This is a genomic window from Billgrantia bachuensis, assembly GCF_011742165.1.
GTDB classification, from domain to species: domain Bacteria; phylum Pseudomonadota; class Gammaproteobacteria; order Pseudomonadales; family Halomonadaceae; genus Halomonas; species Halomonas bachuensis.
Map to the genome: position 1 here is coordinate 1 of NZ_JAAQTO010000073.1, position 22,964 is coordinate 22,964.

A 22,964-nucleotide genomic window follows, 5' to 3' on the forward strand; every position below is an offset into this window, starting at 1 on the left:
CTGCTGCCCGAGGCGCTGCGTGACGGCAACCCCTGGGGTGTGTCACGGTTGGTCGATGGCAAACGCGAGGCATGAGACGTGAACGACGCTAACGAGACTACCCATTACCTTCCCCAGGACGTAGAGCAGGCCCTGCTGGTGGGCCGCGTATGGCGTGACGACGGCCCGGCTCTGGTGGTGGTGCGCCGAGGGGAGGTGGTCGACATCACCGCCCAGTGCGACTGCATGGCCGACCTGCTCGACCGCGACGATGCCGCCGACTTCGCCCGAGGCGTGGAAGGCGAGTCGCTCGGCCCTGTCGCTACCCTGCTGCAAAACTCCCTGGACGAACCGCAGCGAGCGCCCTACCTGCTCGCACCCTGCGACGTGCAGGCGATCAAGGCCTGCGGCGTGACCTTCGCCGTGAGCCTGCTGGAGCGGGTGATCGAGGAGCAGGCCGGCGGCGATGCGGCCAAGGCCAGCCAGCTGCGTGCCGAGCTCAACGAGGTGATCGGCCAGGACCTGTCGCGCATCGCGCCGGGTTCCGACGAGGCCATGGCACTCAAGGCGGCACTGCAGGCCCGCGGCGCCTGGTCGCAATACATGGAGGTGGGCCTGGGCTCCGACGCCGAGGTATTCACCAAGGCGCAACCACTCTCCTCGGTGGGCTTCGGTACCCGTGTCGGCCTGCATCCGGCCTCGAAATGGAACAACCCCGAGCCCGAGATCGTGCTGGCGGTGGATGCCCAGGGCGAACCCAGGGGCGCTACGCTCGGCAACGACGTCAACCTGCGCGACGTCGAGGGCCGCAGCGCCCTGCTGCTGGGCAAGGCCAAGGACAACAATGCCTCCTGCGCCATCGGACCGTTCATTCGCCTGTTCGACGAGCGCTTCACGCTGGACAGCGTGCGCCAGGCCCATGTCACGCTGCGCATCGAGGGTGAGGACGACGGCTTCCTGCTCGAAGGCGAGAGCGACATGCGCGAGATCAGCCGCGACCCGCTCGATCTGGTGCGCCAGACCGTTGGCGCGCACCACCAGTACCCGGACGGCTTCATGCTGTTTCTCGGCACCATGTTCTCGCCGATCCAGGACCGCGACGGCGAGGGCCAGGGCTTTACCCACCATATCGGCGACAGCGTCACCATCGCCACCCCGGCGCTGGGTGCGCTGGTCAATCGCGTCGACCGCTCGGATCGCCTGCCACCCTGGTCCTTCGGTATTCGCGCCTGGCTGGCGCACCGCCGCTAGGCGTTATCGAAGAGAGCCGACGCAACGACAGGCGGCATGCCCGCCCTGTCGTTGCGACCTAGGCAGCATTGCCTATATGTTGAACATATGGCACTTTGCGTGGCAAATCATCGACATGAGCTGCCATGACCGCTACGCCGCCGAAGCGCCCCGCAAAGCCTGTCCGCCCCAGTGTGGTGGAGTATCTCGCCGAAGCCATCTTTTCCGGGCGCTACCAGCCCGGCGACTTCGTTCCCAAGGAGATCGCTCTGTGCGAACAGTTCGCCATCAACCGCTCGGCGGTGAGGAGCGACCTGCGCCAACTCGTCGACGTCGGCATCATCGCGCGGATCTCCGGTCACGGTTCCAAGGTGCGCGACTACGAGGAGTGGAACATCCTCGACCCGTCGGTGACCGAGTGGATGACCCGCTATGCCTCGCCCAACCCACGCATCCAGCGCGAGATTCTGGCCTTCCGCCTGGATGTCGAACCCTACGTGGCGATGACGGCCGCACGGCGCGCCAAGGCACTCGACCTGGTAGCCATCGAAGAGGCGCTGGAGGGCATGAGCCGCCACCTCCACGCCGAGAGCGCAGAGGAGCGGCGCCAGTACAGCGACTACGACGTCGCCTTCCACGTCGCCATCTTCAAGGCCAGCCACAACATCGTCTGGGCGCAGCTCTCGCATATCCTGCGCCCTTCGATCCATTTGCTGGTGGAAACCTCCAACGACAGCACTGCCGACCCCGAGGCCAGCTTCGAGCGTCACCGCCGGGTGATGGAGGCTATCCGCACCCGCCAGCCCCGCGACGCCTTCCTGGCGGCCCGTGATGTGCTGCAGGGCACGGCCGACGCACTGGGCATCGAGCCGGGAGATGGGACGTTGGGCAGCTGGCTGGAGCCGGCCTAGGCTCGCCTAGGCGATATAAGCCGGCGAGGGCAGGCCCCGGACGCCGGGAGCGACGCGGAACAGGCTGCCCGCCAACGCTTCCTGGTCGCGGCCATCGGCAGCGGTGGTGATGTAGAGCTGGTCCAGCTCGGGTCCGCCGAAAGTACAGGAGGTTACCCGCGAGGCGGGCAGGATCAAGGTTTCGTCCAGCGTACCGTCGGGCAGAAAGCGGCTGACACGCCCGCCGCCCCAGTGGGCGACCCACAGGCCTCCCTCGGCGTCGCAGGTCATGCCATCCGGGTAGCCCTGGGTGCCGTGGTAACGCAGGTGCTCACGCTTGCCGCTCAGTTCGCCGTCCGCCGAGAGATCGAAGGCATAGACGACCCCGGCAGCCGTATCGCTATGGTAGAGCGTACTCTCGTCGGGGCTGACGGCGGGACCATTGGCGACGCCATAGCCAGGATCGACCCGGCGCAGATTCGCCCCGTCGAGACGGTAGAGCGCACCCCGGCCCGGCTCGCCACTCTCGCTCATCGAGCCGAACCAGAGCCGCCCCTGGGCGTCCACCGTCGCGTCGTTGAAGCGGTTGCCCGCCGGCTCCTTGGGCGTAGTCCACCCGCCGACGATACGCGGCCCGTTCTCGTCGAGACGCAGGTGCACCAGCCGCGAGGCCAGCCCGGCGATGAAGCCATCGCCGTCGGCGCGCGGCGCAAGCCAGCAGCACGCCTCGTCGAGCGCCCAGCCGCGGGTCGTGCCGTCGGCGGAATCGTGCACGTACAGGGTGCGTCCCAGAATATCGACGAACAGCAGTTGGCCGGCCTCCCCTCGCTCGGGGCACCACAGCGGGCCTTCACCCAGTTGCGCCCTGCCTCGCCAAGCGCACTGGATCATCGAGCCTTCGACCATGCGGCGCTCGCCCCCCAGCCGGCTCAATGCGAATGCCTCGGCACTTCGGCGCCGCGACATCCGCGCAGAGCATCGAAGACCTCAAAGATCAAGCACCATTCACGCATAGAAAGCCCCTCTGTATTGGTAAATCTCATCCTTTGACCCCTGAAGAGATCATTACTGCTTCGGTTACTTTTTTCTGGAAGATGAGATAGGCAATCGCAACGGGAGCCGCTCCCAGTAGCGCAACCGCCATCACCCGCGCGTAATTGACACCGAAAGTATCCCTCACTTGGGTGATTCCCACCGGAATCGTCATCATGTTTTCAGAAGTAATAACGAGAAATGGCCAGAAGAATTGATTCCACGCCATAATGAAGGTGATAATCGCCAGAGCGCTAGTGATACCCCAATTGAGCGGCAAGTAGATCTTAAACAGCAGCGTGTATTCGCCGCCTCCATCCAGCAATACAGCTTCACGCATCTCTTTCGGCACCGCATCAAAGAACTGCTTGTAGACAATAATGACTACAGGAACAATGAGCTGGGGAAGGATGATTCCTGCCCAGCTGTTGACCAACCCCATGTCATTCATTAGCACAAACTGAGTCACCACTAACGCCTGAGAGGGAATCATAAAGCTAGCCAGCACTACAGCATATAGCGCTCTTCGCCCTGGGAAGCGCATTTGAGATAGCGCGTAGGCGCACATCATCCCCGACATGAGCACCAGCACAGTAATAATTACTGATGTTCCGATTGAGTTGATGTACCAAGTCAACAGGTTGGAGTTGAACAGTGCATCACCGTAGGCTGACAAATTGAGCATATCCGGTAAGAGTCCCGCCTCGGAGCTGACCACATGGCTTTCATCGCGAATCGAGGTAACAAAGGCCCAATAGAGAGGAAATATCCAGACGGCTGCGGCAATCAGCGTAATCCCCAGTAGCAGCATGTTCTCGATTTTTCGAGTGCCGATTTTCGCCTCTTTTCGTTTAGACGCTGGTACGGCGGCTCTCCATCCCTGACTGGCAATTTTTTGGGCACTCACTTGCGACCTCCGATTCTCAGCAGTTGGAATTGCAGTACCGAGACGACCATGATGAGAACGAACAGCACCAGAGCCACTGCCGAAGCATAGCCACCATGGTTGAGCTGGAAGGCCTCGCGGTAGACCATCATCAACAGCACATAAGAAGAGTTGAAGGGACCACCACCGCTCAACAGGTACACTTGATCGAAAATTTTGAGCTGGAGAATGAGCTGCAGCGTCAACACCAACGCGGTTACCGGCCATAACAATGGCCAGGTAATTTTCATGAATAGCTGACGCCGAGAGGCTCCATCCAGTGCCGCAGCTTCATAAAGTTCGGGAGAGATATTGCGAAGCCCTGCAATAAACAATAAGACATTGAAACCGTTAGTCCACCAAATGGTAATGGCCGCTATAGTTGGCATGACCCAAGCGGGGTGCTTGAAGACCGCTACCGGCCTCCCAGTCATTCTTTCAAGTAGCGGCTGGAGTATGCCAAACTGAAAATCAAGCATCCAAGCCCAGATCTGAGTGACCACCGAAACTGGCAGAATATATGGCAGGAAAAAGATTGCCAGAACTAGCGCCTGCAAGCGCCCAGCGAGGCGATTGACCGCCAGAGCAATAGCCAGCGCTATCACCGTAGTCGGCACGACCGTCAGCAACACGAAATAACCGTTATTCTTGAGCGAGGTATAAAACAGGCTATCGCTCAAAAGGCGTCGATAGTTGTCCAACCCCACCCACTCACCCGAGCCGATCAGTGCTGCATTGGTAAAGCTAAGTTCAATCATCCGTAGAGTGGGATAGAGGAATACCAATGCAAAGATAAAAACGAAGGGTGCGATCAGCGTTATCGCCACCATGATATGCTTGCGCCGATTTGTGATCATAGCCAATGGTGGAACTCCCTTGAGTGCCGCACTACTCATACTCCCATCACGCATGCATCAGTAGTGCGGGTGGCCATCGTGTCTTATTCAACCTGGCCCCTAGTTAAGTAGCGCCTGCAATTCTTGCCGCATTTGCTCGGCAGCCTGTTCTGGCTCAAGGAAACCGTGGATGGCGGGTGCAATAACATTCAGGGCCGCATCGTAAACCGGGGAAGCCACACCGGCGATGGCCGAACGCGCATCATACACAGCGACATCGGCAAGCGATGCGTAGGTCGAATTGGGTTCCATCTGCTTGAATTCAGTGCTTTCGGCAATGGGAAGATACGCGGGAATATGACCAGCAGTCGCCCAGTCAAGAGCATGCTTTTCCATCCAACCAATGACGGTCATGACCGCTTCACGCTTTTCGGCGGTCATCTCTTCGCTGCCCTGTATGGGAATGGCGAACGCATGGCTATCGGCCCAAACGGCATTCTCTTCGAGCAGCGTTGGTACCTCTACTGCCCCCCATTCAAAGCCGAGAGTTCCCGCCTCTTCCATGTCGACCAGCGTCGGTACCTCCCACACACCGTTGATGAAGAAAGCCGAGCGTCCAGACGTGAATAGCGCAACCGATGCTTCGTATTCGGCATGCTCGGGCTGATAGTTGCTATTCCCCCACTCTTGCATGATCGCTATCGCGCGTACGGCCTTGTCAAAGTTATCGCCAGGCAGGACCTCGCCGCCTTCGATCAGTGCGCCTCCCTGCTGGCTCAGCAGCGTATGGAATATACGCCAGATGCCACCTGGTCCCCCCGTCTGGTAGGAGAGCGGTATCTGGGAACCATTATCTTGGGCCAGTGCAAGCGCGGCATTCAGATCGTCCAAGCTCTCGATGCCTATCAGATTGCCCTCTTCGTCAAGGTAGTCGCTGCCTTCAAGATAGCTTTTGTTGTAATAGAGAATTATCGAGTGGACATCGAAGGGCACCGCATACAGCGTCCCCTCATCATCGGAGGCGGCTTCGATCGAGCGCTCGAAAAAATCGTCACGTGCAAGCCCAGCCTGCTCAAGATCGCTATCGCTGATGGGGGTAAGGATGCCCTCCGATAGCGCCAGCGGCACCCGTGAAAGATGATAGGTCACGATGTCTGGCCCTTGTCCAACCGCAGAGGCAGTGCGCACCCGTGTGTAGAAAGGTACGCCCCACTCGGAGGTCGTGGCATTGATATTGATATCAGGGTGCTCGGCATTAAACTGACTGATCAGCGCTTTCATGCGCTGACCATCCCCCCCAACAAAGAAGTCCCACCAGACGACTTCGGTCTGCGCAAGCGCAGAGCCAGCAGAGGTAAACGTTGCTGTGGCCAGAACAATCGATTTGAGTAGCTTCATTATTGTTTACTCCTTAGATAAAAATTTCAGCTTAAGCCTCGATACAAGTGCCAACTCCAGATTCTCGTGCCAAGCTCTAGCCCAAGAAGTAATACCAAGAGCTAGTGCAAACGCCGACCATCCAGGGCAAAGACCAGCACATGCTTGGCATCGGCCCCGACGGATATACTTTCGCCCTGATACGATTGACGTTCGCCGCGGCGCTCAATCACGATCTTTTGCCCATCGGTCAGGCGTGAGTGCAGATAGGCGACGCCACCAAGGTTTTCGGTCATCTCGACAGAAGTGTTAAAACCGCTCTCACGGATATGCAGATGCTCGGGGCGTATCCCTAGCGTCACGGCCTGGCCTGCTTCAAGGGTAGCGCTATCCAGCCGGGCTTCTAACGTCTGGCCTCCACTGCCCTCGATGGTGGCCAGCACCCCCGCAGGAGTAACAGCACTTACCGTGGCGGAAAGAAAGTTCATTGCGGGTGAACCAATAAACCCAGCCACAAACTGATTGGCGGGGTCGTCATACAATTCCAGCGGCGTTCCGGATTGCTGAACCACTCCCCCGCGCAGGACGAATATCTTATCGGCCAGCGTCATAGCCTCGACCTGATCGTGAGTCACATAGATCATGGTCGAGCCAAGTTTCTTGTGTAACAAAGAAAGTTCAAGGCGCATCTGCACACGCAACTCGGCATCAAGGTTCGAGAGCGGTTCATCAAACAGAAACACTTTGGGCTGACGTACGATCGCTCGGCCAATCGCAACCCGTTGGCGCTGCCCACCCGATAGCTTGGATGGTTTTTTATCCAGTTGCTCTTCGATTTTGAGAATGCGTGCAGCCTCTTTTACCTGCCTCGTGACCTGCTGTTTGGGTGCACGCGCCAAACGCAAACTGAAGGCCATGTTTTCGAACACACTCAAGTGTGGATACAAGGCATAGGACTGAAAGACCATTGCCACTTCGCGCTGCGCGGGTTCGGCCTGAGTGACATCCCGCCCCTCGATTTCGATAGCGCCTGCACTGGTCTCTTCAAGTCCTGCAATCATCCGTAGCAGGGTCGATTTTCCACAGCCCGAAGGGCCGACAAAGACTGCAAACTCGCCCTTGGCAATGTCCATCGACACATTGTCGATAATCTTGGTTGAACCAAAGACTTTGTCGACGCATGTCAGCGTAACCCCAGTCATGTCCTGGCCCCCGTGTTCACGTCAAGGCGTAGAACATGATAGGAGAGCGCTGCCAAGCTACCCCTCACGCGGCCATTTTCGACGCCTACTCCTGTACCATCGTACGGCGCCACTGCATTGGGCCGATCTGCCCCGTTGGTATCACGCAGATCAAAACCGGCCATCACTTTGTGTTCGATCAAACGAGCCGTGGAAAAGCCCGTCAGCAGCATATCGAGGTCGACAGCTTCCTCGAGGTGGCGGTTGACCAGGAACAGCGTGACCACGCCGGCCTGCTCATCATGCACAGCGGCAGCGTCAAGATAGTTCACATCATCGGCCACCTTGCAGTCGTACGTTGGGCCATCGACTGCCACCTGCAGCGCCGTACCACGCCCATAGAGCGATGCAAATTGATACGGATAATAGATCGTCTGTCGCCAGGCTGCCCCGCCTTTTTCTGCACGAATCGGGGCAATTACGTTAACCAATTGGGCAATACAGGCAATCCGCACTCTGTCACTGCGCCGGATGAACTCATTCATTAGTCCTGCAACGAAAAGCGCATCCTCAAAATTGTAATCTTCTTCGAGTAGATCCGGGGCTTCCGGCCAATCCCATGTATGCCAACGCCGAGCGTCCTCTTCGCGACGGTGATACCAGACATTCCACTCGTCGAAGCAGATATAGATGTCATTCTTGGCACGTTTTTTGGCTTTCACAAAATCAATCACGCCGCCAATGGCCTGGATATACCGCCCGGTCTCCTCAATCTTGGCACAATAATTAAGCGTATCGGCGCTCGAATTACCGAAGTATTTGTGCAATGAGATGTAGTCGACATTCTCATAGCACTCTTCGAGCACTTCTCGCTCCCAGTCGGGATAGGTCGGCATCTGATCATTGGACGAGCCACATACGATTGCTTCAATATCGCCATCAAGCGCCTTGAGCGCTTTAGCCGTCTCATTCGCCAGCCGACCATACTCCTTGGCTTTTTTATGGCCTATTTGCCAAGGGCCGTCCATTTCATTACCCAGACACCACATCTTGACGTTGTATGGCTCCTCCACCCCATGACTGCGGCGTAGGTCAGACCAGTAGGTCCCGCCTGGGTGAATCACATATTCAGCGAAATTGCGCGCATCCTCGAGGCCACGCGAACCAAGGTTGACGGCGAGCATCATCTCGATATCCGTCATTTCGGCCCATTGGGCAAACTCATTGATACCTACCTGATTGGTCTCCTTTGAACGCCAGGCAAGATCCAGTCTTACGGGCCGTTGCTCTTTGGGGCCAATCCCATCCTCCCACCGATAAGCGGAAACGAAATTGCCCCCTGGATAGCGAATCGCGGGGATATTGAGGTCACGTACCAGTTCAGCTACATCCTTACGGAAACCATTCAGATCGGCTTGAGGATGGCCAGGCTCATAGATGCCGGAGTAGATCGCCCGCCCCATATGTTCAATAAAGGCCGAATAGAGACGATTATCGATATGGCTAATCTTGAAATCTCGATGTAACGATGCGCGAACTCGCATAAAGGCCCTACTCCCATAGTCGAGTAGTGTTTAAAGCAGGCGTGACCGCCCACCCGTTAGAGTTGTCCTGGTGCTGCACCCGTCAATGCGAATGCCTCGGCACTTCGGCGCCGCGACATCCGACCAGGAAGTCGAAGTCACAGCCCTCATCGGCCTGCAGCACCCGCTCGATGTAAAGCTGGCGATAGCCGCCGTCACTGGCGATCCGGCTCGATTGGGCGGTGGGATCGCTCTCGGCCAGGCGCGCCTCGAGCTCGGCGTCGCTGATGTCCAGGTGCAAGGTACCGGCGTCGCAGTCGAGTTCTATCCAGTCGCCGCTGCGCACCGCGGCGAGCGGCCCGCCGGCGGCGGACTCCGGCGCCACGTGCAGCACCACGGTGCCGTAGGCGGTGCCGCTCATGCGCGCATCGGATATTCGCACCATGTCGGTCACGCCCTGTTCGAGCAGTTTGGCGGGAAGGCCCATGTTGCCGACCTCAGCCATGCCGTAATAGCCGCGTGGACCGCAGTTCTTCATCACCAGTACGCTGCTGGCATCGACCTCCAGCTCGGGGTCGTTGATGCGCGCCTTGTAGTCGTCGAAATCCTCGAACACCACCGCCCGGCCACGATGGGTCATCAACTCGGGGCTCGCCGCCGAGGGCTTGAGCACCGCCCCGCGCGGCGCCAGGTTGCCGTGCAGCACGCACATGCCGCCATCCTCGCGCAGCGGGTTGTCCAGCGGGCGGATCACCTCGTCGTTGTAGAGCGGTGCTTCCTTGACGTTGTCCCACAGGGTCTTGCCGTTGACCGTCAGTGCGTCCTTGTGCGGCAGTCGGTCGGCCTCGCCCAGCCGACGCAGCACGGCGGGCAGGCCGCCGGCATAGTAGAACTCCTCCATCAGGAAGCGCCCCGAGGGCTGCAGGTCGACGATGGTCGGCGTACCGCGGCCGACGCGGCTCCAGTCGTCGAGGTCGAGTTCCACCCCGATGCGCCCGGCGATGGCCTTGAGATGGATCACGGCGTTGGTCGAGCCGCCAATGGCGGCATTGGCGCGAATGGCGTTCTCGAAAGCCTCCTTGGTCAGGACCTTGGAGAGAGTGAGATCCTCCTCGACCATCTCGACGATGCGGTTACCGGAGAGGTGCGCCAGCACGTAGCGCCGGGAATCCACGGCCGGAATCGCCGCGTTGTGCGGCAACGAGGTGCCTAGGGATTCCGCCATGCAGGCCATGGTCGAGGCCGTGCCCATGGTGTTGCAGGTGCCCGCCGAGCGCGACATTCCGGCCTCGGCGGCCATGAAGTCATGAATCGAGATCTTGCCGGCCTTGACCTGTTCGGAGAGTTGCCAGACCACGGTGCCCGAGCCGATGTCCTTGCCCTCGTGCTTGCCATTGAGCATCGGCCCGCCGGTGACCACGATGGTGGGAATGTCGCAGCTCGCCGCGCCCATCAGCAGCGCCGGCGTGGTCTTGTCGCAGCCCACCAGCAGCACCACCGCATCCAGCGGGTTGCCGCGGATCGACTCCTCGACATCCATGCTCGCCAGGTTGCGGGTGAACATCGCCGTGGGCCGCAGCAGCGACTCACCGTTGGAGAAAACGGGAAACTCCACGGGATAGCCGCCCGCTTCGAGCACACCCTTCTTGACGTGCTCGGCCAGCTTGCGGAAATGGGCGTTGCAAGGCGTCAGTTCCGACCAGGTGTTGCAGATGCCGATGATCGGCTTGCCCTCGAACTCGTGGTCCGGAATCCCCTGGTTCTTCATCCAGCTGCGGTACATGAAACCGTTCTTGTCGGCGGTGCCGAACCATTGGGCGCTGCGCAAGGGACGCTTGCGGTCGGTCATACGAGGTCTCCTGAAACCGAAGGATCATGCACGCTGGCGTCGGGTCTGCTTCCAGCGGTCGAACATCACCGCCAGCAGCAGGATCGCGCCGCGTACCAGGTACTGATAGAAAGTGGGCACATTGAGCAGACCCATGGCGTTCTGCACGCAGCCCATGATCAACACCCCCACCAGCACGCCGGTGATAGTGGCCACGCCGCCGGAGAGGGCCACGCCGCCCAGCACGCAGGCAGAAATGACGGCCAGCTCCAGGCCCATCGAGGTGTTGGGATCGCCCAGCCCCATACGCGAGGTGAGCAGCACGCCGGCGATGCCGGCCACCACGCCCTGCAGGCCGAACACGATGACCTTGAGACGGCGCACGTTGACCCCGGCCAGCGCCGCCGCCTCGGGGTTGCCGCCGGTGGCGAGCACGTTGCGCCCGAAGGCGGTCATGTTGAGCAAAACACCGAAGATCACGAAGCAGGCGATCATGGTCCACACCGGCAGCGTCAGGCCGAGGAAGGAGGCGCTGCCGAGGTCGAAGAACTCGGGCACGGTGATCATCACCGCATCGCCGCCGGAAGTGATGTAGGCCAGGCCGCGCACGAACTCCATGGCGGCAAGCGTGGCGATCAACGAGTTGATGCCGAACTTCGCCACCACGAAGCCGTTGAAGGCCCCTACCCCGCCCCCAGCGAGCACGCCGCCGAGCACGCCGATCATCACGCTGCCGGAAGCCGAGGTAACCACGGCGGCGACGACGCCGGCGAAGGCGACGATGGACGCCACCGACAGATCGACTTCGCCCAGCGCCAGCACCATCATCATGGTGGTGGCGATAGTACCGATCAGGGTGATGGAGAGCAGCAGGCCCACCATGTTGCGCCCGGTGAGAAAGCCCGGGATGAACACCGCCAACGCGACGAACAGAATCACGAAGATGGCGATCAGCCCGGAGGTATCGAGCAGGGTGCGCAGGGGCTTGGGCAGCCCCCGGCGCGGGGTCGCCGCAGCCGTGCTGCCGTCTCCCCCTGCGAGTTTATGGGTAGTCATGTGGTATCCCTCAAATGGCTCTTGTCGATGCGCTTTCAATGCACTTGTCAAAAGACTCAGGCAGGCAGCGCCAGCCCCAGCAGGCGCTCCTGGGTGGCCTCCCGGCGCGGCACGATGTCGACCAGCGCGCCGTCACGCATCACGCCGATGCGGTCGCAGATGGAGCTCACTTCGGCCAGGTCGCTGGAAATCACGACGACGCTCTTGCCCTGCTCGGTCAGCTCGAAAAGCAGGTTGTAGATGTCGCGTCGAGCGCCCACGTCGATGCCGCGAGTCGGCTCGTCCATCACGAACAGATCGATTTTCTCGGACAGCCAGCGCGCCAGGATCACCTTCTGCTGGTTGCCGCCGGAGAGCGAACCGATGGGCGTGCGCGACCCCGGCGTCTTGATGCTCAGCCGCCCGATGTAGTCCTCGGCATTGGCCCGTTCGCGCCTCGGGTCGCGCAGCAGCCCCCAGCGCTTGAAGAAGCGCCGACAGCTGATGTTGAGGTTGTCGGCCACGCTGGCGACGGGAAAGATGCCCTGCGACTTGCGATCCTCTGGGCACATGGCGATGCCTCGGCGAATGGCCTCGCCGGGGCTGGCGAAGCGTCGCGCCACGCCCTGGAAGCGCACCTCGCCCGACTTGGCGGTCTCGGCGCCGCACACCAGTCGCATCAACTCGCTGCGCCCCGCCCCGACCAGACCGAACAGGCCGAACACTTCGCCGCGCTTCACCTCGAAGCTCACCGGCGCCTTGAGCCCCCTGCCCTCGATGGCGTCGATCTCGAGCATCACCTCACCCTGCTCACGCTCGCGGTAGCCGTAGACGTCCTCGATGTCGCGCCCGACCATCTCGCTGACCAGGGTGTCGTGATCCAGCGCATCAAGGCTCTCGTGGGTGCGAATGTGCTTGCCGTCGCGGAATACGGTGACCGCATCGCACATCTTGAAGACCTCTTCCATGCGATGGGTGACGTAGAGCACCACGCGGCCCTCGTCGCGCAGCCGGGCGACGATGCGCTCGAGCTGGCGCGTCTCCTGCACCGACAGGCTGCTGGTCGGCTCGTCGAAGGCGATGATGCGGGCATCGCGCAGCAGCGCACGACCGATCTCGATCATCTGCTGCTGGCCGATGGAGAGATCGCGTACCTTGGTCGAAGGGTGGATGCTGCCTTCCCCGAGTTCCTCGAGCATGCGCATCGCCCGTTCGCGCAGCCGCCGCCGGTCGATGAAGCCGTGATGGGCCGGCAGCTGGCCGAGCAGCAGGTTCTCGGCCACCGACATGTTGGGCGCCAGGGTCAGTTCCTGGTAGATAATGGCAATGCCTTGACCGAGCGCCTCGCGGGCGTTGGCGAACACATGGCGCTCGCCGTCGAGCCACAGCGCCCCATCGGTGACGCGGTTGACCCCGCTGAGCACCTTGAGCAGCGTCGACTTGCCGGCGCCGTTCTCGCCCATCAACGCATGCACCTGGCCGGCGTGGACGCCGAAGCTGACCTTGTCGAGCGCCCGCACGCCGGGGAAAACCACGCTGATGCCGTCGAAACGAAGATAGGGCTCGGTCATGTCACTCTCCCCTCACCGCGATCCGTCACGTTCACAGCCCGAGTTCGGCGCGCACGTCCTGCCAGTTGTCGCGCGTCATCAGGGTGCCCGAGGTTTCGGTATTGGCCGGCGGCTCCTCGCCTTCGGTGATCCAGCGATAGAGGCTCTCCGCCGTCTGGCGCCCGTGCTGGGTGGAACTCACCGCCACGGTGCCGTGGAAGCCCGTCGGGTTGCTGCGCGAAAATTCGGCAAAGGCGGCACCGGAGCCGTTGATGCCCACGCCGATCACGTCTTCGGCTCCCAGGCCGTACTGCTCGGTGGCGCGCACGCCGCCCAGCACGCTCTCTTCGTTGAGGGCGTAGATGATCCAGTGCTCGAATTCGCCGCGCTGGGAGATCACCGGCGAGGCGGCCGAGAAGGCGCTGCTGGTGTCGGTGTTCTGCTGGGGCGCATCGAAGACGTTCTCGGCGGGGAAGCCCCACTCGACCAGCGCGTCCGTGGCACCGTCGGTGCGCTCCTTGGCGGTGGGCAATTCATAATTGGTGATGCGCAGCGCGGCGACCTCCTGCGGATCCCAGCCGCGCGCCTCCATCTCGGCGGCAATCGCCTCGCCGACCTGCTGGCCGATCTTGTAGCCCGACATGCCCAGGTGCGGCACCTCCTCCATGGGCTCGCCGCTACCGTTCACGAAACGGTCGTCTACCGTGACCACTTTCATGCCGTACTGGTTGGCACGATTCATGATGGCGGGCCCCAGACGCACGTCGGGCGGGCAGATGACGAAGCCCTGGGCGCCCTGGGAATTGAGGTTGTCAATGGCGCTCAGCACCTCCTGGCCATCCTCGCCGCCCAGCCGGACGACACTGAAGCCCAGCTCTTCGCCGGCCTGAGTGGCAGCCTCCTGCTCGTTGATGAACCAGGCCTGCTCGGGCTTCTTGACGATGAAGCCTATCTTGACGTCCTCTTCGGCCGCCTGTGTCGCGCCGACGGTTGCGAGCGCGAGGCCGGCACTCAGGGCCAGACGAGTGAAAGTCTTTGTCATGGGCATGTCGTACTCCTAAGTCTCTTCATGTGTTGTTGTTGAATGTGTTGTTGTTCGGACTCTTGGGTCACGAGCCCGGGGCTTCTTCCTGGGCTGAGAAGCGGTAAACCGTGCGCGTGCGATAGGTCTCCCCCGGCTCGAGGATCGTCGAGGGGAAGTTGGCCTGGTTGGGGGAGTCGGGGTAGTGCTGGGTCTCCAACGCGAAGCCGGAGCGGTGCTCGTAGGCCTGGCCCCGCTTGCCAATCAGGTCGCCGGCCAGGAAGTTGCCCGAGTAGAACTGGATGCCCGGCTCGGTGGTGGCGATTTCCAGCAGGCGTCCGCTGTCGGGCTCCCACACCCTGGCGGCCAGCACGGGCTCACTAGAAGAAGCGCCCGGCTCGGCGAGCACGAAGTTGTGGTCGTAGCCCTTGCCGAACGTCAGCTGCTCGTTGTCTTGTTCGATGCGCTCGCCGATCGGCGTCGGCTGGGTAAAGTCGAACGGCGTGCCTGCGACCGGGCGGATTTCGCCGGTGGGGATCAAGGTGTCATCGACCGGGGTAAAGGCGTCGGCATTGATCGTCAGGTGATGATCGAGAATGCTGCCGCTACCCTCGCCCTCGAGATTGAAGTAGCTGTGCTGGGTGAGGTTGACCGGGGTCGGCTTGTCGGTCGTGGCCCGGTAATCGACGACCAGCTCGTCGGCGTCGGTCAGGGTGTAGGTCACCTCGGTTTCCAGCCGCCCCGGATATCCCTCCTCACCGTCCTCGCTGGTATAGCGCAGAACGAGGCCGGCCCCTTCGTCGTTCGCGAACGGCTCGGCCTGCCATAGCACCCTGTCGAATCCCTGCCGTCCGCCGTGAAGATGGTTGTCCCCATCGTTGGTCGCCAACGAATGGGTTTCCCCATCGAGAGAGAACTGGCCGCCCGCGATGCGATTGCCGTAGCGTCCGATCAGGGCACCGAAGTAGGGGTTGGCCTGGCGGTACTCATCGGAGAGATACTCTTCCAGCGAATCGAAACCCAGCACGATATCGTCGAATTCGCCCTGCGCGTCGGGAGTCTTCAGCGAGAGGATGATGCCGCCGTAGTTGATGACGCGCATCTCGATGCCGTTGGCGTTGGTGAAACGATAAACGTCGACCTGGCGACCGTCGGGCAACTGGCCAAACACCGATTTATCTACACCACGCGCGGCATCACCAGAAGCCGTATCGGCGCTACCCTGTGCCTCGGCCCCGCCCAGCATCAGCACGGCGGCTGCCGCACTCAGTAGCAGGTGCGAACCGGCACCGCGCGTCGAGGCGTACGTGAGTGGCATGATCTTTCTCCTTGATCCTGAATTGTTGTTGTCGGTGCGACGCGCTCGTCGCGGATACAGCCGCTACAGTAGACAAGCCTGACATAACCAACCAATACGCAACTTCGCCTTTTTTGATATAAAAAAGGGTATCAATCAGTAAAGCGGAGAGGCCCAATGCGCACGCTGGAGGACGACTGGTTCTTGCAGGCACGACTAAAGTTGCGCCATTTCCAGCTGTTTCTGGCCCTGGACGAACAGCGCAACCTGCATCGTGCGGCCGCCCAGTTGGGCATCAGTCAGCCGGCCGCCTCGAAGCTGCTCGGGGATGTCGAGTCCCAACTGGGGGTCAAGCTGTTCGATCGCCATCCACGCGGGCTCGAGCCTAACTGGTATGGAGAGGTCATGGTCCGGCATGCGCAGGCCATGCTCTCGGATCTTCATAACACCGGCAAAGAACTCAACGCCCTGCTCGCGGGCAGCGCCGGCAAGGTGGCCATCGGCACGGTGATGGCCCCGGCGGTGACCCTGCTTGCCAGCGCCATCGAGCGGGTGCATCGCACCCACCCCAGGCTGAAGATCAGCGTCGAGGTCGACGTCAGCAAGCGGCTCGTACCGAGACTGCTGGAAGGGGAACTGGATTTCGCCATTACCCGGATACCGGCCGGGTTCTCGACCGATCCGTTCGTATTCGAAGAAATCGGCGAGGAGGAGATCTGCTTCGTGTGCCGGGAGGGTCACCCCCTGTCGGGAGCCGAGCCGCTGACGCTTGCGGCCATGGCCGCCTACCCATGGGCGCTACAGCCCCAGGGGGCGCTGATGCGCCAACGTGTCGACGCACTGTTTCTATACAACGCCATCGATCCGCCGGCTCAGGTCGTCGATACCACCGACATCCTGGTGGCGCTGGCCCTGATCGACCGCTCGGATACGATCACGGCCACTACGCGCCAGGTGGCCGACCTGCTGTGCGCCCCGGCGCGCTTTCGCATCCTGCCGTTCCATCAACGGCTCAGCGTACAGCCGTTCGGCCTGGTGAGCCTGCGCCGCCGCCGGCCCTCCCCGGGGGCGGCAACGCTGATGACCATGGTGCGTGAACTGGTCGCCCACCAGCGCCAGCAAGGACTCCTCTAGGAAAGCACCGCGCAAAAGGCGGCGCTTCTCCCACTCACTCGATAAAGGGCTCGGTCGGCTCGCGCCAGGCGGCGAGGCAGGCATCCGCCACGTGCCGTAGCGGCGCCAGGTCCACGTCGCTGCGTCGCTTCCGGATCAGTTCGGCGAATCGAGCGTAGAGGCCCGGGTACTCGCGCTCATCGGCTTCGAGCAGACACTCGCCGTTGAGCTCCAGCCGACAGCCACCCCGCAGCAGGCTGAGCCGCCCCGCCTCGGTCTCGACGTGAATGCTCCAGATCGGCGGGCTGGGCTGGCGAAAATCGAAGTCGGCCACGATCGGCGTGCCCTCCATATCGCTGAAGGTCAGCGCCGCGGCGATGGGGGCCTGGCAGTTGCTCGGCACCCATAGCCGCGCCTCGCGCAGGAAGAAGGCGCGCGGCAGTATCTCGGTGGCGATCGACAGCGCATTGATGCCGGGGTCGAAGACACCCATGCCGGCCGGTTCCCAGATCCACGCCTGCCCGGGATGCCACACCCGCACGTCTTCGCGCCAGTCGATCTCGACCCGCGTGATCGTCTTGTCCCGCAGCCAGTCGCGCGCCTCCGTCACGGCCGGGGCGAAGCGCGAGTGCCAGGCCGCGAACAGCGTGCAGCCCTGGCGCTCGGCCAGCTCGACCAGGTCCGCCACCTCGCTCAGGGTCGCGCCGGGCGGTTTCTCCAGCAGCACGCTCCTGCCCTGCTCCAGGGCGATGCGCGCCTGGGAGTAGCGCAGGTGCGTCGGCGTGCAGATGGCCACCACCTTCAGTTCCGGGTGGGCTTCGAGCATGGCGGTCAGCGAGTCGTATCCCGGCACACCTTCCAACCGCGCCGAGGGATCCGCCGTCGCCACCAACTGGAAATCGCGGCTCTCGGTCAGGGCCGGAAGATGCTGGTCACGGACGATCTTGCCGACGCCTACCAGGCCGATTTCGATGTCTTGCATTGCCAAGTCCTTTGGTTCGGATGGCGAGACGCTACGTCCCGCCAAAGGAAAGTCACGACTAAAGTATATGTTGAACATGGTTGGTATATGTTCAACATAAAGGCGACCAGTAACAATTAACAACCCCTGGAGCCCGTATGCTCAATCTCGCACCCCGTCATATCCTCATCGGCTCGGCCCTGCTGATGGGCCTCTCCACGGCTCACGCCGCCGAGTACGAGTGGACCTTCCAGGCGTCGGAGACCTCCGGCGAGCCCAGCTTCAAAATCAAGCAGGAGTGGGCAGAGCGAATCTCGCGCATGACCGATGGCCGCGTCGAGATCGAAGTCATGCCGATCAATGCCGTAGTCGGCCCCACCGAGACGTTGGACGCGGTGAGTTCCGGCATTCTGCAGGGCCACATGACCGACCCCAGCTACTTCTCGGGTCAGGATCCGGCGTTCGGCATGCTGGGTAACCTGGTCGGTGCCTGGCAGAGCCCCTACGACTTTCTCGAGTACATGAAGCACGGCGGCGGCGAAGACCTCTACAACGAGCTGGTCGAACCCTACGGCGTTCACCTGATCGGTGCGGCCACCTTCCCGCTGGAATCGGTGCCCTCCACCGTGCCGATCGAGACGCTGGAGGACTTCGAGGGCCTCAAGATTCGCGCCCCTCAGGGCATGGTCTATAACGTCTTCGAGCGCATCGGGGCAAGCCCCGTCAACCTGCCGGGCTCCGAAGTCTATACCGCGCTGGAGAAGAAGGTCATCGATGCCGCCGACTCCACCGTGCTCTCCAACAACGACGCCATGGGCCTGCACGCCTTCGCGCCCTACCCGCTCTACCCCGGCTTCCACTCGATGCCGATGATCGCCGTGTCGATCAACAAGCAGATCTGGGATGAGCTGCCGGAAGAGCTGCAGACGACTCTCGAGACCGCCTTCGACGGCATGGCCTACGACCTGATCGCACGGCTCAAGGCCCAGGACATCGAGACCCTGCAGCGCCTGCAGGAAGACCCGGACGTTCACCCCTACGACCTGCCCGCCGAGGAGCGTCGCAAGTTCAGCGCCGCCGCGGAAGCGGAATGGCAGGAGTGGGCCGGCGAGAACGAGATGACCCAGAAGGTCTACGACTCCGCCACCGCCTTCCTGCGCTCGCGCAACCTGCTCTGAACCACGCACCGGCAACCGAAGCGGGCCGCCAGACACTGGCGGCCCGCAACGCCTATCGAGACTCGCCATGTCGCAGCAACAACATGACCCCAAGCCCCTGCCCGAACAGGAACTCGCCGACATCGTGGAGCAGGTCGAGGATGTCTCGCCCGAGCGTAACGGCCTCGACCGGGTGGTGTCGCGAGGCGCCCGGGGCGCCGCCTGGATGATTCTGCTGGCCATGGCCATCAGCGTGGTCGAGGTCTTCCTGCGCTATGGTTTCAACTCCCCCACCTCCTGGGTACACGAAACCGTGGTGTTTCTCATCGCCATCAGCTTCGCGCTGGGCGGCCCCGCGGCCATGGCACGCAACAGCCACATTCGGGTCAAGGTGCTCTACGACAATGTCGGCCCGCGCCTCAAGGGCTGGATGGATCGCTTCAACGACCTGGTGACCCTGGGCTTCTGCCTGGCCATGAGCTACGCCGCCTTCCACATGTTCTGGCGTGCCTCGCACAACCCACTCGGCGAGTGGCGCCTGGAGCGCTCCGGCACCTCGTGGAACCCGCCCTTCCCGGCCATGGTCAAGGGCGTGATCCTGTTCGCCCTGGCGCTGATGACATTGCAGGCCCTGTTGCACCTGATCCAGTCGCTGCGGGCTCGCCCCGGCCGGGAGGTGCGCTGATGGATATCTCGACCGCAACGCTGCTGATGGTCGGTGCCATCTTCGCGCTGCTCGTCACCGGGCTGCCGCTGGCCTTTATTACCGGCCTGGTGGCGATGGCCTTCACCTTCGGCTGGTTCGGCGAGACCGCCCTGCCGCTGGTCACCAGCCGGGTATACGGCTTCATTACCGAGTATTCGCTGGTGGCGGTGCCGATGTTCGTGCTGATGGCCTCGCTGCTCGACCGCTCCGGCATCGCCAAGGACCTGTTCAACGCCATGCGCGTATTCGCCGGCCGGCTGCCCGGCGGCGTCGCGGTGCAGACCATCGTGGTGGCGTTCTTCCTGGCGGCGCTGTCGGGAATCATCGGCGGCGAGATCGTGCTGCTGGGCATCCTGGCGCTGCCGCAGATGCTGCGCCTGGGCTACGACAAGCGCTTGTCGATCGGCGTGGTGTGCGCCGGCGGCGCGCTGGGCACCATGATGCCGCCGTCGATCGTGCTGATCATCTACGGCCTGATCGCCAGCGTTTCGATTGCCGAGCTGTTCACCGCCGCCGTCACTCCCGCCGTGATCCTGATGGGCTCCTACATCGCCTACGTGCTGGTGCGCTGTATCAAGAATCCCGAAATGGGGCCGCCGCTGACCGAGGAGAGCCAGGACAACCCCTTCGCCAGCAGGCTCGACGCCGCCAAGGCGATCCTGCTCCCGGGGCTGATCGCCTTTCTCGTGCTCGGCACTATCTACGGCGGCATCGCCTCGGTCACCGAGGCGGCGGCCATGGGCGTGTTCGGGGTGATGCTGGCGATCATGGTGCGCCGCGAATTCTCGCTGGGCATGCTGCATCACAGCCTGGGCCAGACGCTCAATACCTGCGGCATGATCATCTGGATCGGCATCGGCGCAGCTGCCCTGGTGGGCGTCTACAACCTGATGGGCGGCAATCGCTTCGTCTCGGGCCTTATCCTGGGTCTCGAGGTAGCGCCGATTGTCATCATTCTGGTGATGATGGGCATCATGCTGGTACTCGGCCTGTTCCTCGACTGGATCGGGATCGCCATGCTCGCCCTGCCGATCTTCCTGCCTATCGTCACCGAGCTGGGCTTCGACCCGATCTGGTTTGGCATCCTGTTCGCCGTGAACATGCAGGTCTCCTTCCTGTCACCGCCGTTCGGCCCGGCGGCGTTCTATCTCAAGAGCGTGGCGCCCCCGGAGGTCAGCCTGAAGGACATCTACCTTTCGGTACTGCCGTTCATGCTCATTCAGCTTTGCGTGCTGGCCGCTCTATTGATGTGGCCTCAGTTGGCCATCTGGCCGCTCTGACAACACTCCCATACGAGGAAACCGCGCCATGCGCCTGATTCAATGCGAACACCAAGGCCAGGTTCATGCGGCCCGGGTCGAAAGCAACCGTGAGGTTCGCCTGCTCGACGCCGACACCTATACCCTCGCCCGCCGCGCCATCGCGGCAGGCCAGTCGCTGAGCGAAGCCATCGAGGCAGCACTGAGCGAGACCCGTCTCGACTATCAGCGACTGGTCGACGAGAAGCGCCTGCTGCCGCCGCTGACCCACCCCGACCCGGCGCACTGCCTGGTCACCGGCACCGGCCTCACCCACCTGGGCAGCGCCGACACGCGCTCGGCCATGCACGCCAAGACCCAGGTCAGCGAGGCGGAACTGACCGATTCCATGCGCATGTTCAAGCTTGGCGTGGAAGGCGGCAAGCCGCAAGCGGGCGTCATCGGCGCCCAGCCGGAGTGGTTCTACAAGGGCGACGGCGCCTGCGTGGTGCCTCCCGAGGCCGCGATCCCCGTGCCGCACTTCGCCGAGGATGCCGGCGAGGAACCGGAGCTGGCCGGGCTCTATGTGATCGGCGACGACGGCCGGCCCTGGCGAGTGGGCTACGCCATCGGCAACGAGTTCTCCGACCACGTGACCGAGCGCTTCAACTACCTGTGGCTGGCTCACTCCAAGCTGCGCGCCTGCAGCTTCGGCCCTGAGCTGCTGGTGGGCGAGCTGCCCGCGCACCTGGAGGGCGTCAGCCGTATCGTGCGCGGCAGCGACACCCTGTGGGAAAAGACCTTTCTCACCGGCGAGGCCAACATGGCCCACAGCTTGGCCAACCTGGAGCATCACCATTTCAAGTACTCGGGCTTTCGACGCGCCGGGGACGTGCACGTGCACTTCTTCGGCACCGCCACCCTGAGTTTCGCCGACGGTATTCGTACCCGCGACGGCGATCGCTTCGAAATTAGCCTCCCCGAGTTCGGTCGCCCCCTGCGTAATCCACTACGCTTCGAGGCAGACAAGCCAGCCATCGATGTGAAAACGCTTTGAGAAAGGAGATCGACATGACACTCGAAGGCAAGATGCTGATCGGCCAGGAGGCCGTCAGTGGCAGTTCCAAGCCCATCAATGGCGTCAACCCCGCCACCGGCGAGACCCTCGAGCCCACCTACGTGGGCGGTGGCAAGGCCGAGGTCGAGCGTGCCTGCGAGCTCGCCGAGGCGGCGTTCGTCACCTACCGCGAAACGTCGCTCGAAAAGCGCGCCGCCTTTCTCGAGACGGCGGCCAGCGAGATCGAGGCCATCGGCGACGCGCTGATCGAGCGCGCCATGGCCGAAACCGGCCTGCCCCGGGCGCGCCTGGAGGGCGAGCGCGGCCGCACTTGCGGTCAGCTGCGCCTGTTCGCTGCCGTGGTGCGCGCCGGCGAGTGGCTCGACGTGCGCCTCGACCCGGCCCTGCCGGAGCGTCAGCCGATGCCCCGCGCCGACCTGCGCCAGCGCCATATCGGCCTGGGCCCGGTGGCCGTGTTCGGTGCCAGCAACTTCCCGCTGGCCTTCTCCGTGGCCGGCGGCGATACCGCCTCGGCGCTGGCCGCCGGCTGCCCGGTCATCGTCAAGGGCCACTCGGCGCATCCCGGCACCTCCGAGCTGGTCGGTCGTGCCGTACAGCAGGCCGTCGACAAGAGCGGGCTGCCCGAAGGCGTGTTCTCGCTGCTGTTCGGTTCGGGCAGCGAAATCGGCCAGGCCCTGGTCAGCGATCCGCGCATCCAGGCGGTGGGCTTCACCGGCTCGCGCGGCGGCGGCACGGCGCTGATGAAGACGGCGCAAAGCCGCCCCCAGCCGATCCCGGTCTACGCCGAGATGAGCTCGATCAACCCGGTGTTCCTGCTGCCGGAAGCCCTCAGGGCACGCGGCGCCAAGATCGCCGAGGGCTTCGTCGCCTCGCTCAACATGGGCGCCGGGCAGTTCTGCACCAACCCGGGCCTGGTCATCGCGGTGAAGAGCCCCGAGCTTTCCGCCTTCGTCGAGGCCGCGGGCGACGCCGTCAAACAGAGCGCCGCCCAGACCATGCTTACCCCG

General features: G+C 62.6%; 20 protein-coding genes. 8 read left to right on the plus strand and 12 right to left on the minus strand.

Translation table 11 applies throughout. The features are described 5' to 3' along the window. The first annotated feature begins 78 nt into the window (after positions 1–78). Together HBJ55_RS22000 and HBJ55_RS22005 are read left to right on the plus strand one after the other, a co-directional pair. The gene (locus HBJ55_RS22000; protein ID WP_149328836.1) at positions 79–1,230 is read left to right on the plus strand and encodes a fumarylacetoacetate hydrolase family protein; all 1,152 of its coding nucleotides are present in this window, start codon (positions 79–81) and stop codon (positions 1,228–1,230) included. A gap of 125 nt (positions 1,231–1,355) precedes the next feature. Beyond that, complete coding sequence (locus tag HBJ55_RS22005) at positions 1,356–2,120, plus strand: FadR/GntR family transcriptional regulator (protein WP_167120383.1); 765 nt, start codon at positions 1,356–1,358, stop codon at positions 2,118–2,120. 6 nt (positions 2,121–2,126) lie between these two features. Here HBJ55_RS22005 and HBJ55_RS22010 read toward each other — a convergent pair whose 3' ends face one another. The 11 genes from HBJ55_RS22010 to HBJ55_RS22060 form a co-directional block, all read right to left on the minus strand. After that, positions 2,127–3,065 carry an SMP-30/gluconolactonase/LRE family protein gene (locus HBJ55_RS22010; protein ID WP_240936242.1) on the minus strand — a complete coding sequence of 313 codons (939 nt, stop codon included), beginning with the start codon at positions 3,063–3,065 and terminating at the stop codon, positions 2,127–2,129. A gap of 73 nt (positions 3,066–3,138) precedes the next feature. Continuing rightward, complete coding sequence (locus HBJ55_RS22015) at positions 3,139–4,038, minus strand: carbohydrate ABC transporter permease (protein WP_338072068.1); 900 nt, start codon at positions 4,036–4,038, stop codon at positions 3,139–3,141. Then, positions 4,035–4,913, minus strand: coding sequence for a carbohydrate ABC transporter permease (locus HBJ55_RS22020; protein ID WP_167120429.1), 879 nt, complete (start codon positions 4,911–4,913; stop codon positions 4,035–4,037). Before HBJ55_RS22020 ends, HBJ55_RS22015 begins: the two co-directional genes overlap by 4 nt. A gap of 99 nt (positions 4,914–5,012) precedes the next feature. Next, positions 5,013–6,290, minus strand: a complete 1,278-nt coding sequence (locus tag HBJ55_RS22025) for an extracellular solute-binding protein (RefSeq protein WP_167120386.1) — start codon at positions 6,288–6,290, stop codon at positions 5,013–5,015. Between the two features lie 101 nt (positions 6,291–6,391). Beyond that, positions 6,392–7,471, minus strand: a complete 1,080-nt coding sequence (locus HBJ55_RS22030) for an ABC transporter ATP-binding protein (RefSeq protein ID WP_167120389.1) — start codon at positions 7,469–7,471, stop codon at positions 6,392–6,394. Beyond that, complete coding sequence (gene arfA / locus HBJ55_RS22035) at positions 7,468–8,994, minus strand: arabinosylfuranosidase ArfA (RefSeq protein ID WP_167120391.1); 1,527 nt, start codon at positions 8,992–8,994, stop codon at positions 7,468–7,470. Before arfA ends, HBJ55_RS22030 begins: the two co-directional genes overlap by 4 nt. Positions 8,995–9,076: 82 nt before the next feature. Next, positions 9,077–10,822, minus strand: a complete 1,746-nt coding sequence (locus tag HBJ55_RS22040; protein ID WP_167120394.1) for an IlvD/Edd family dehydratase — start codon at positions 10,820–10,822, stop codon at positions 9,077–9,079. A 24-nt stretch (positions 10,823–10,846) separates the two neighbouring features. Next, positions 10,847–11,857, minus strand: coding sequence for an L-arabinose ABC transporter permease AraH (gene araH, locus HBJ55_RS22045; RefSeq protein ID WP_167120397.1), 1,011 nt, complete (start codon positions 11,855–11,857; stop codon positions 10,847–10,849). 56 nt (positions 11,858–11,913) lie between these two features. Continuing rightward, positions 11,914–13,407: an L-arabinose ABC transporter ATP-binding protein AraG gene (araG, locus tag HBJ55_RS22050; protein ID WP_167120399.1), complete on the minus strand. Its 1,494-nt coding sequence runs from the start codon at positions 13,405–13,407 to the stop codon at positions 11,914–11,916. Between the two features lie 31 nt (positions 13,408–13,438). After that, complete coding sequence (locus tag HBJ55_RS22055) at positions 13,439–14,434, minus strand: arabinose ABC transporter substrate-binding protein (protein ID WP_167120401.1); 996 nt, start codon at positions 14,432–14,434, stop codon at positions 13,439–13,441. Between the two features lie 61 nt (positions 14,435–14,495). Continuing rightward, the gene (locus HBJ55_RS22060) at positions 14,496–15,725 is read right to left on the minus strand and encodes an aldose epimerase family protein (protein WP_167120404.1); all 1,230 of its coding nucleotides are present in this window, start codon (positions 15,723–15,725) and stop codon (positions 14,496–14,498) included. Positions 15,726–15,881: 156 nt separating this feature from the next. On the opposite strand from HBJ55_RS22060, the gene HBJ55_RS22065 reads away from it, so the two are divergent. After that, positions 15,882–16,838 (plus strand): LysR substrate-binding domain-containing protein, encoded by a 957-nt coding sequence (locus HBJ55_RS22065; RefSeq protein ID WP_167120406.1) that lies wholly within the window; start codon positions 15,882–15,884, stop codon positions 16,836–16,838. 34 nt (positions 16,839–16,872) lie between these two features. Here HBJ55_RS22065 and HBJ55_RS22070 read toward each other — a convergent pair whose 3' ends face one another. Next, on the minus strand, positions 16,873–17,799 hold the full coding sequence (locus HBJ55_RS22070; protein WP_167120409.1) for a Gfo/Idh/MocA family protein: 927 nt from the start codon (positions 17,797–17,799) through the stop codon (positions 16,873–16,875). 137 nt (positions 17,800–17,936) lie between these two features. Between HBJ55_RS22070 and HBJ55_RS22075 the strand changes: the two genes are divergently transcribed. The 5 genes from HBJ55_RS22075 to HBJ55_RS22095 form a co-directional block, all read left to right on the plus strand. Beyond that, entirely contained in the window at positions 17,937–18,956 is a 1,020-nt protein-coding gene (locus HBJ55_RS22075) for a TRAP transporter substrate-binding protein (protein WP_167120411.1), read from the plus strand. 67 nt (positions 18,957–19,023) lie between these two features. Next, a complete protein-coding gene (locus HBJ55_RS22080; RefSeq protein ID WP_167120414.1) occupies positions 19,024–19,620 on the plus strand; it encodes a TRAP transporter small permease subunit in 597 nt (198 codons plus the stop codon). Next, a complete protein-coding gene (locus HBJ55_RS22085) occupies positions 19,620–20,921 on the plus strand; it encodes a TRAP transporter large permease (RefSeq protein WP_167120416.1) in 1,302 nt (433 codons plus the stop codon). The genes HBJ55_RS22080 and HBJ55_RS22085 overlap by 1 nt, the downstream gene beginning before the upstream one ends. Before the next feature lie 28 nt (positions 20,922–20,949). Further along, entirely contained in the window at positions 20,950–21,936 is a 987-nt protein-coding gene (gene araD1, locus HBJ55_RS22090) for an AraD1 family protein (protein ID WP_167120418.1), read from the plus strand. 14 nt (positions 21,937–21,950) lie between these two features. Continuing rightward, a partial coding sequence (locus tag HBJ55_RS22095; protein WP_167120420.1) for an aldehyde dehydrogenase (NADP(+)) occupies positions 21,951–22,964 on the plus strand: 1,014 nt, incomplete at its 3' end.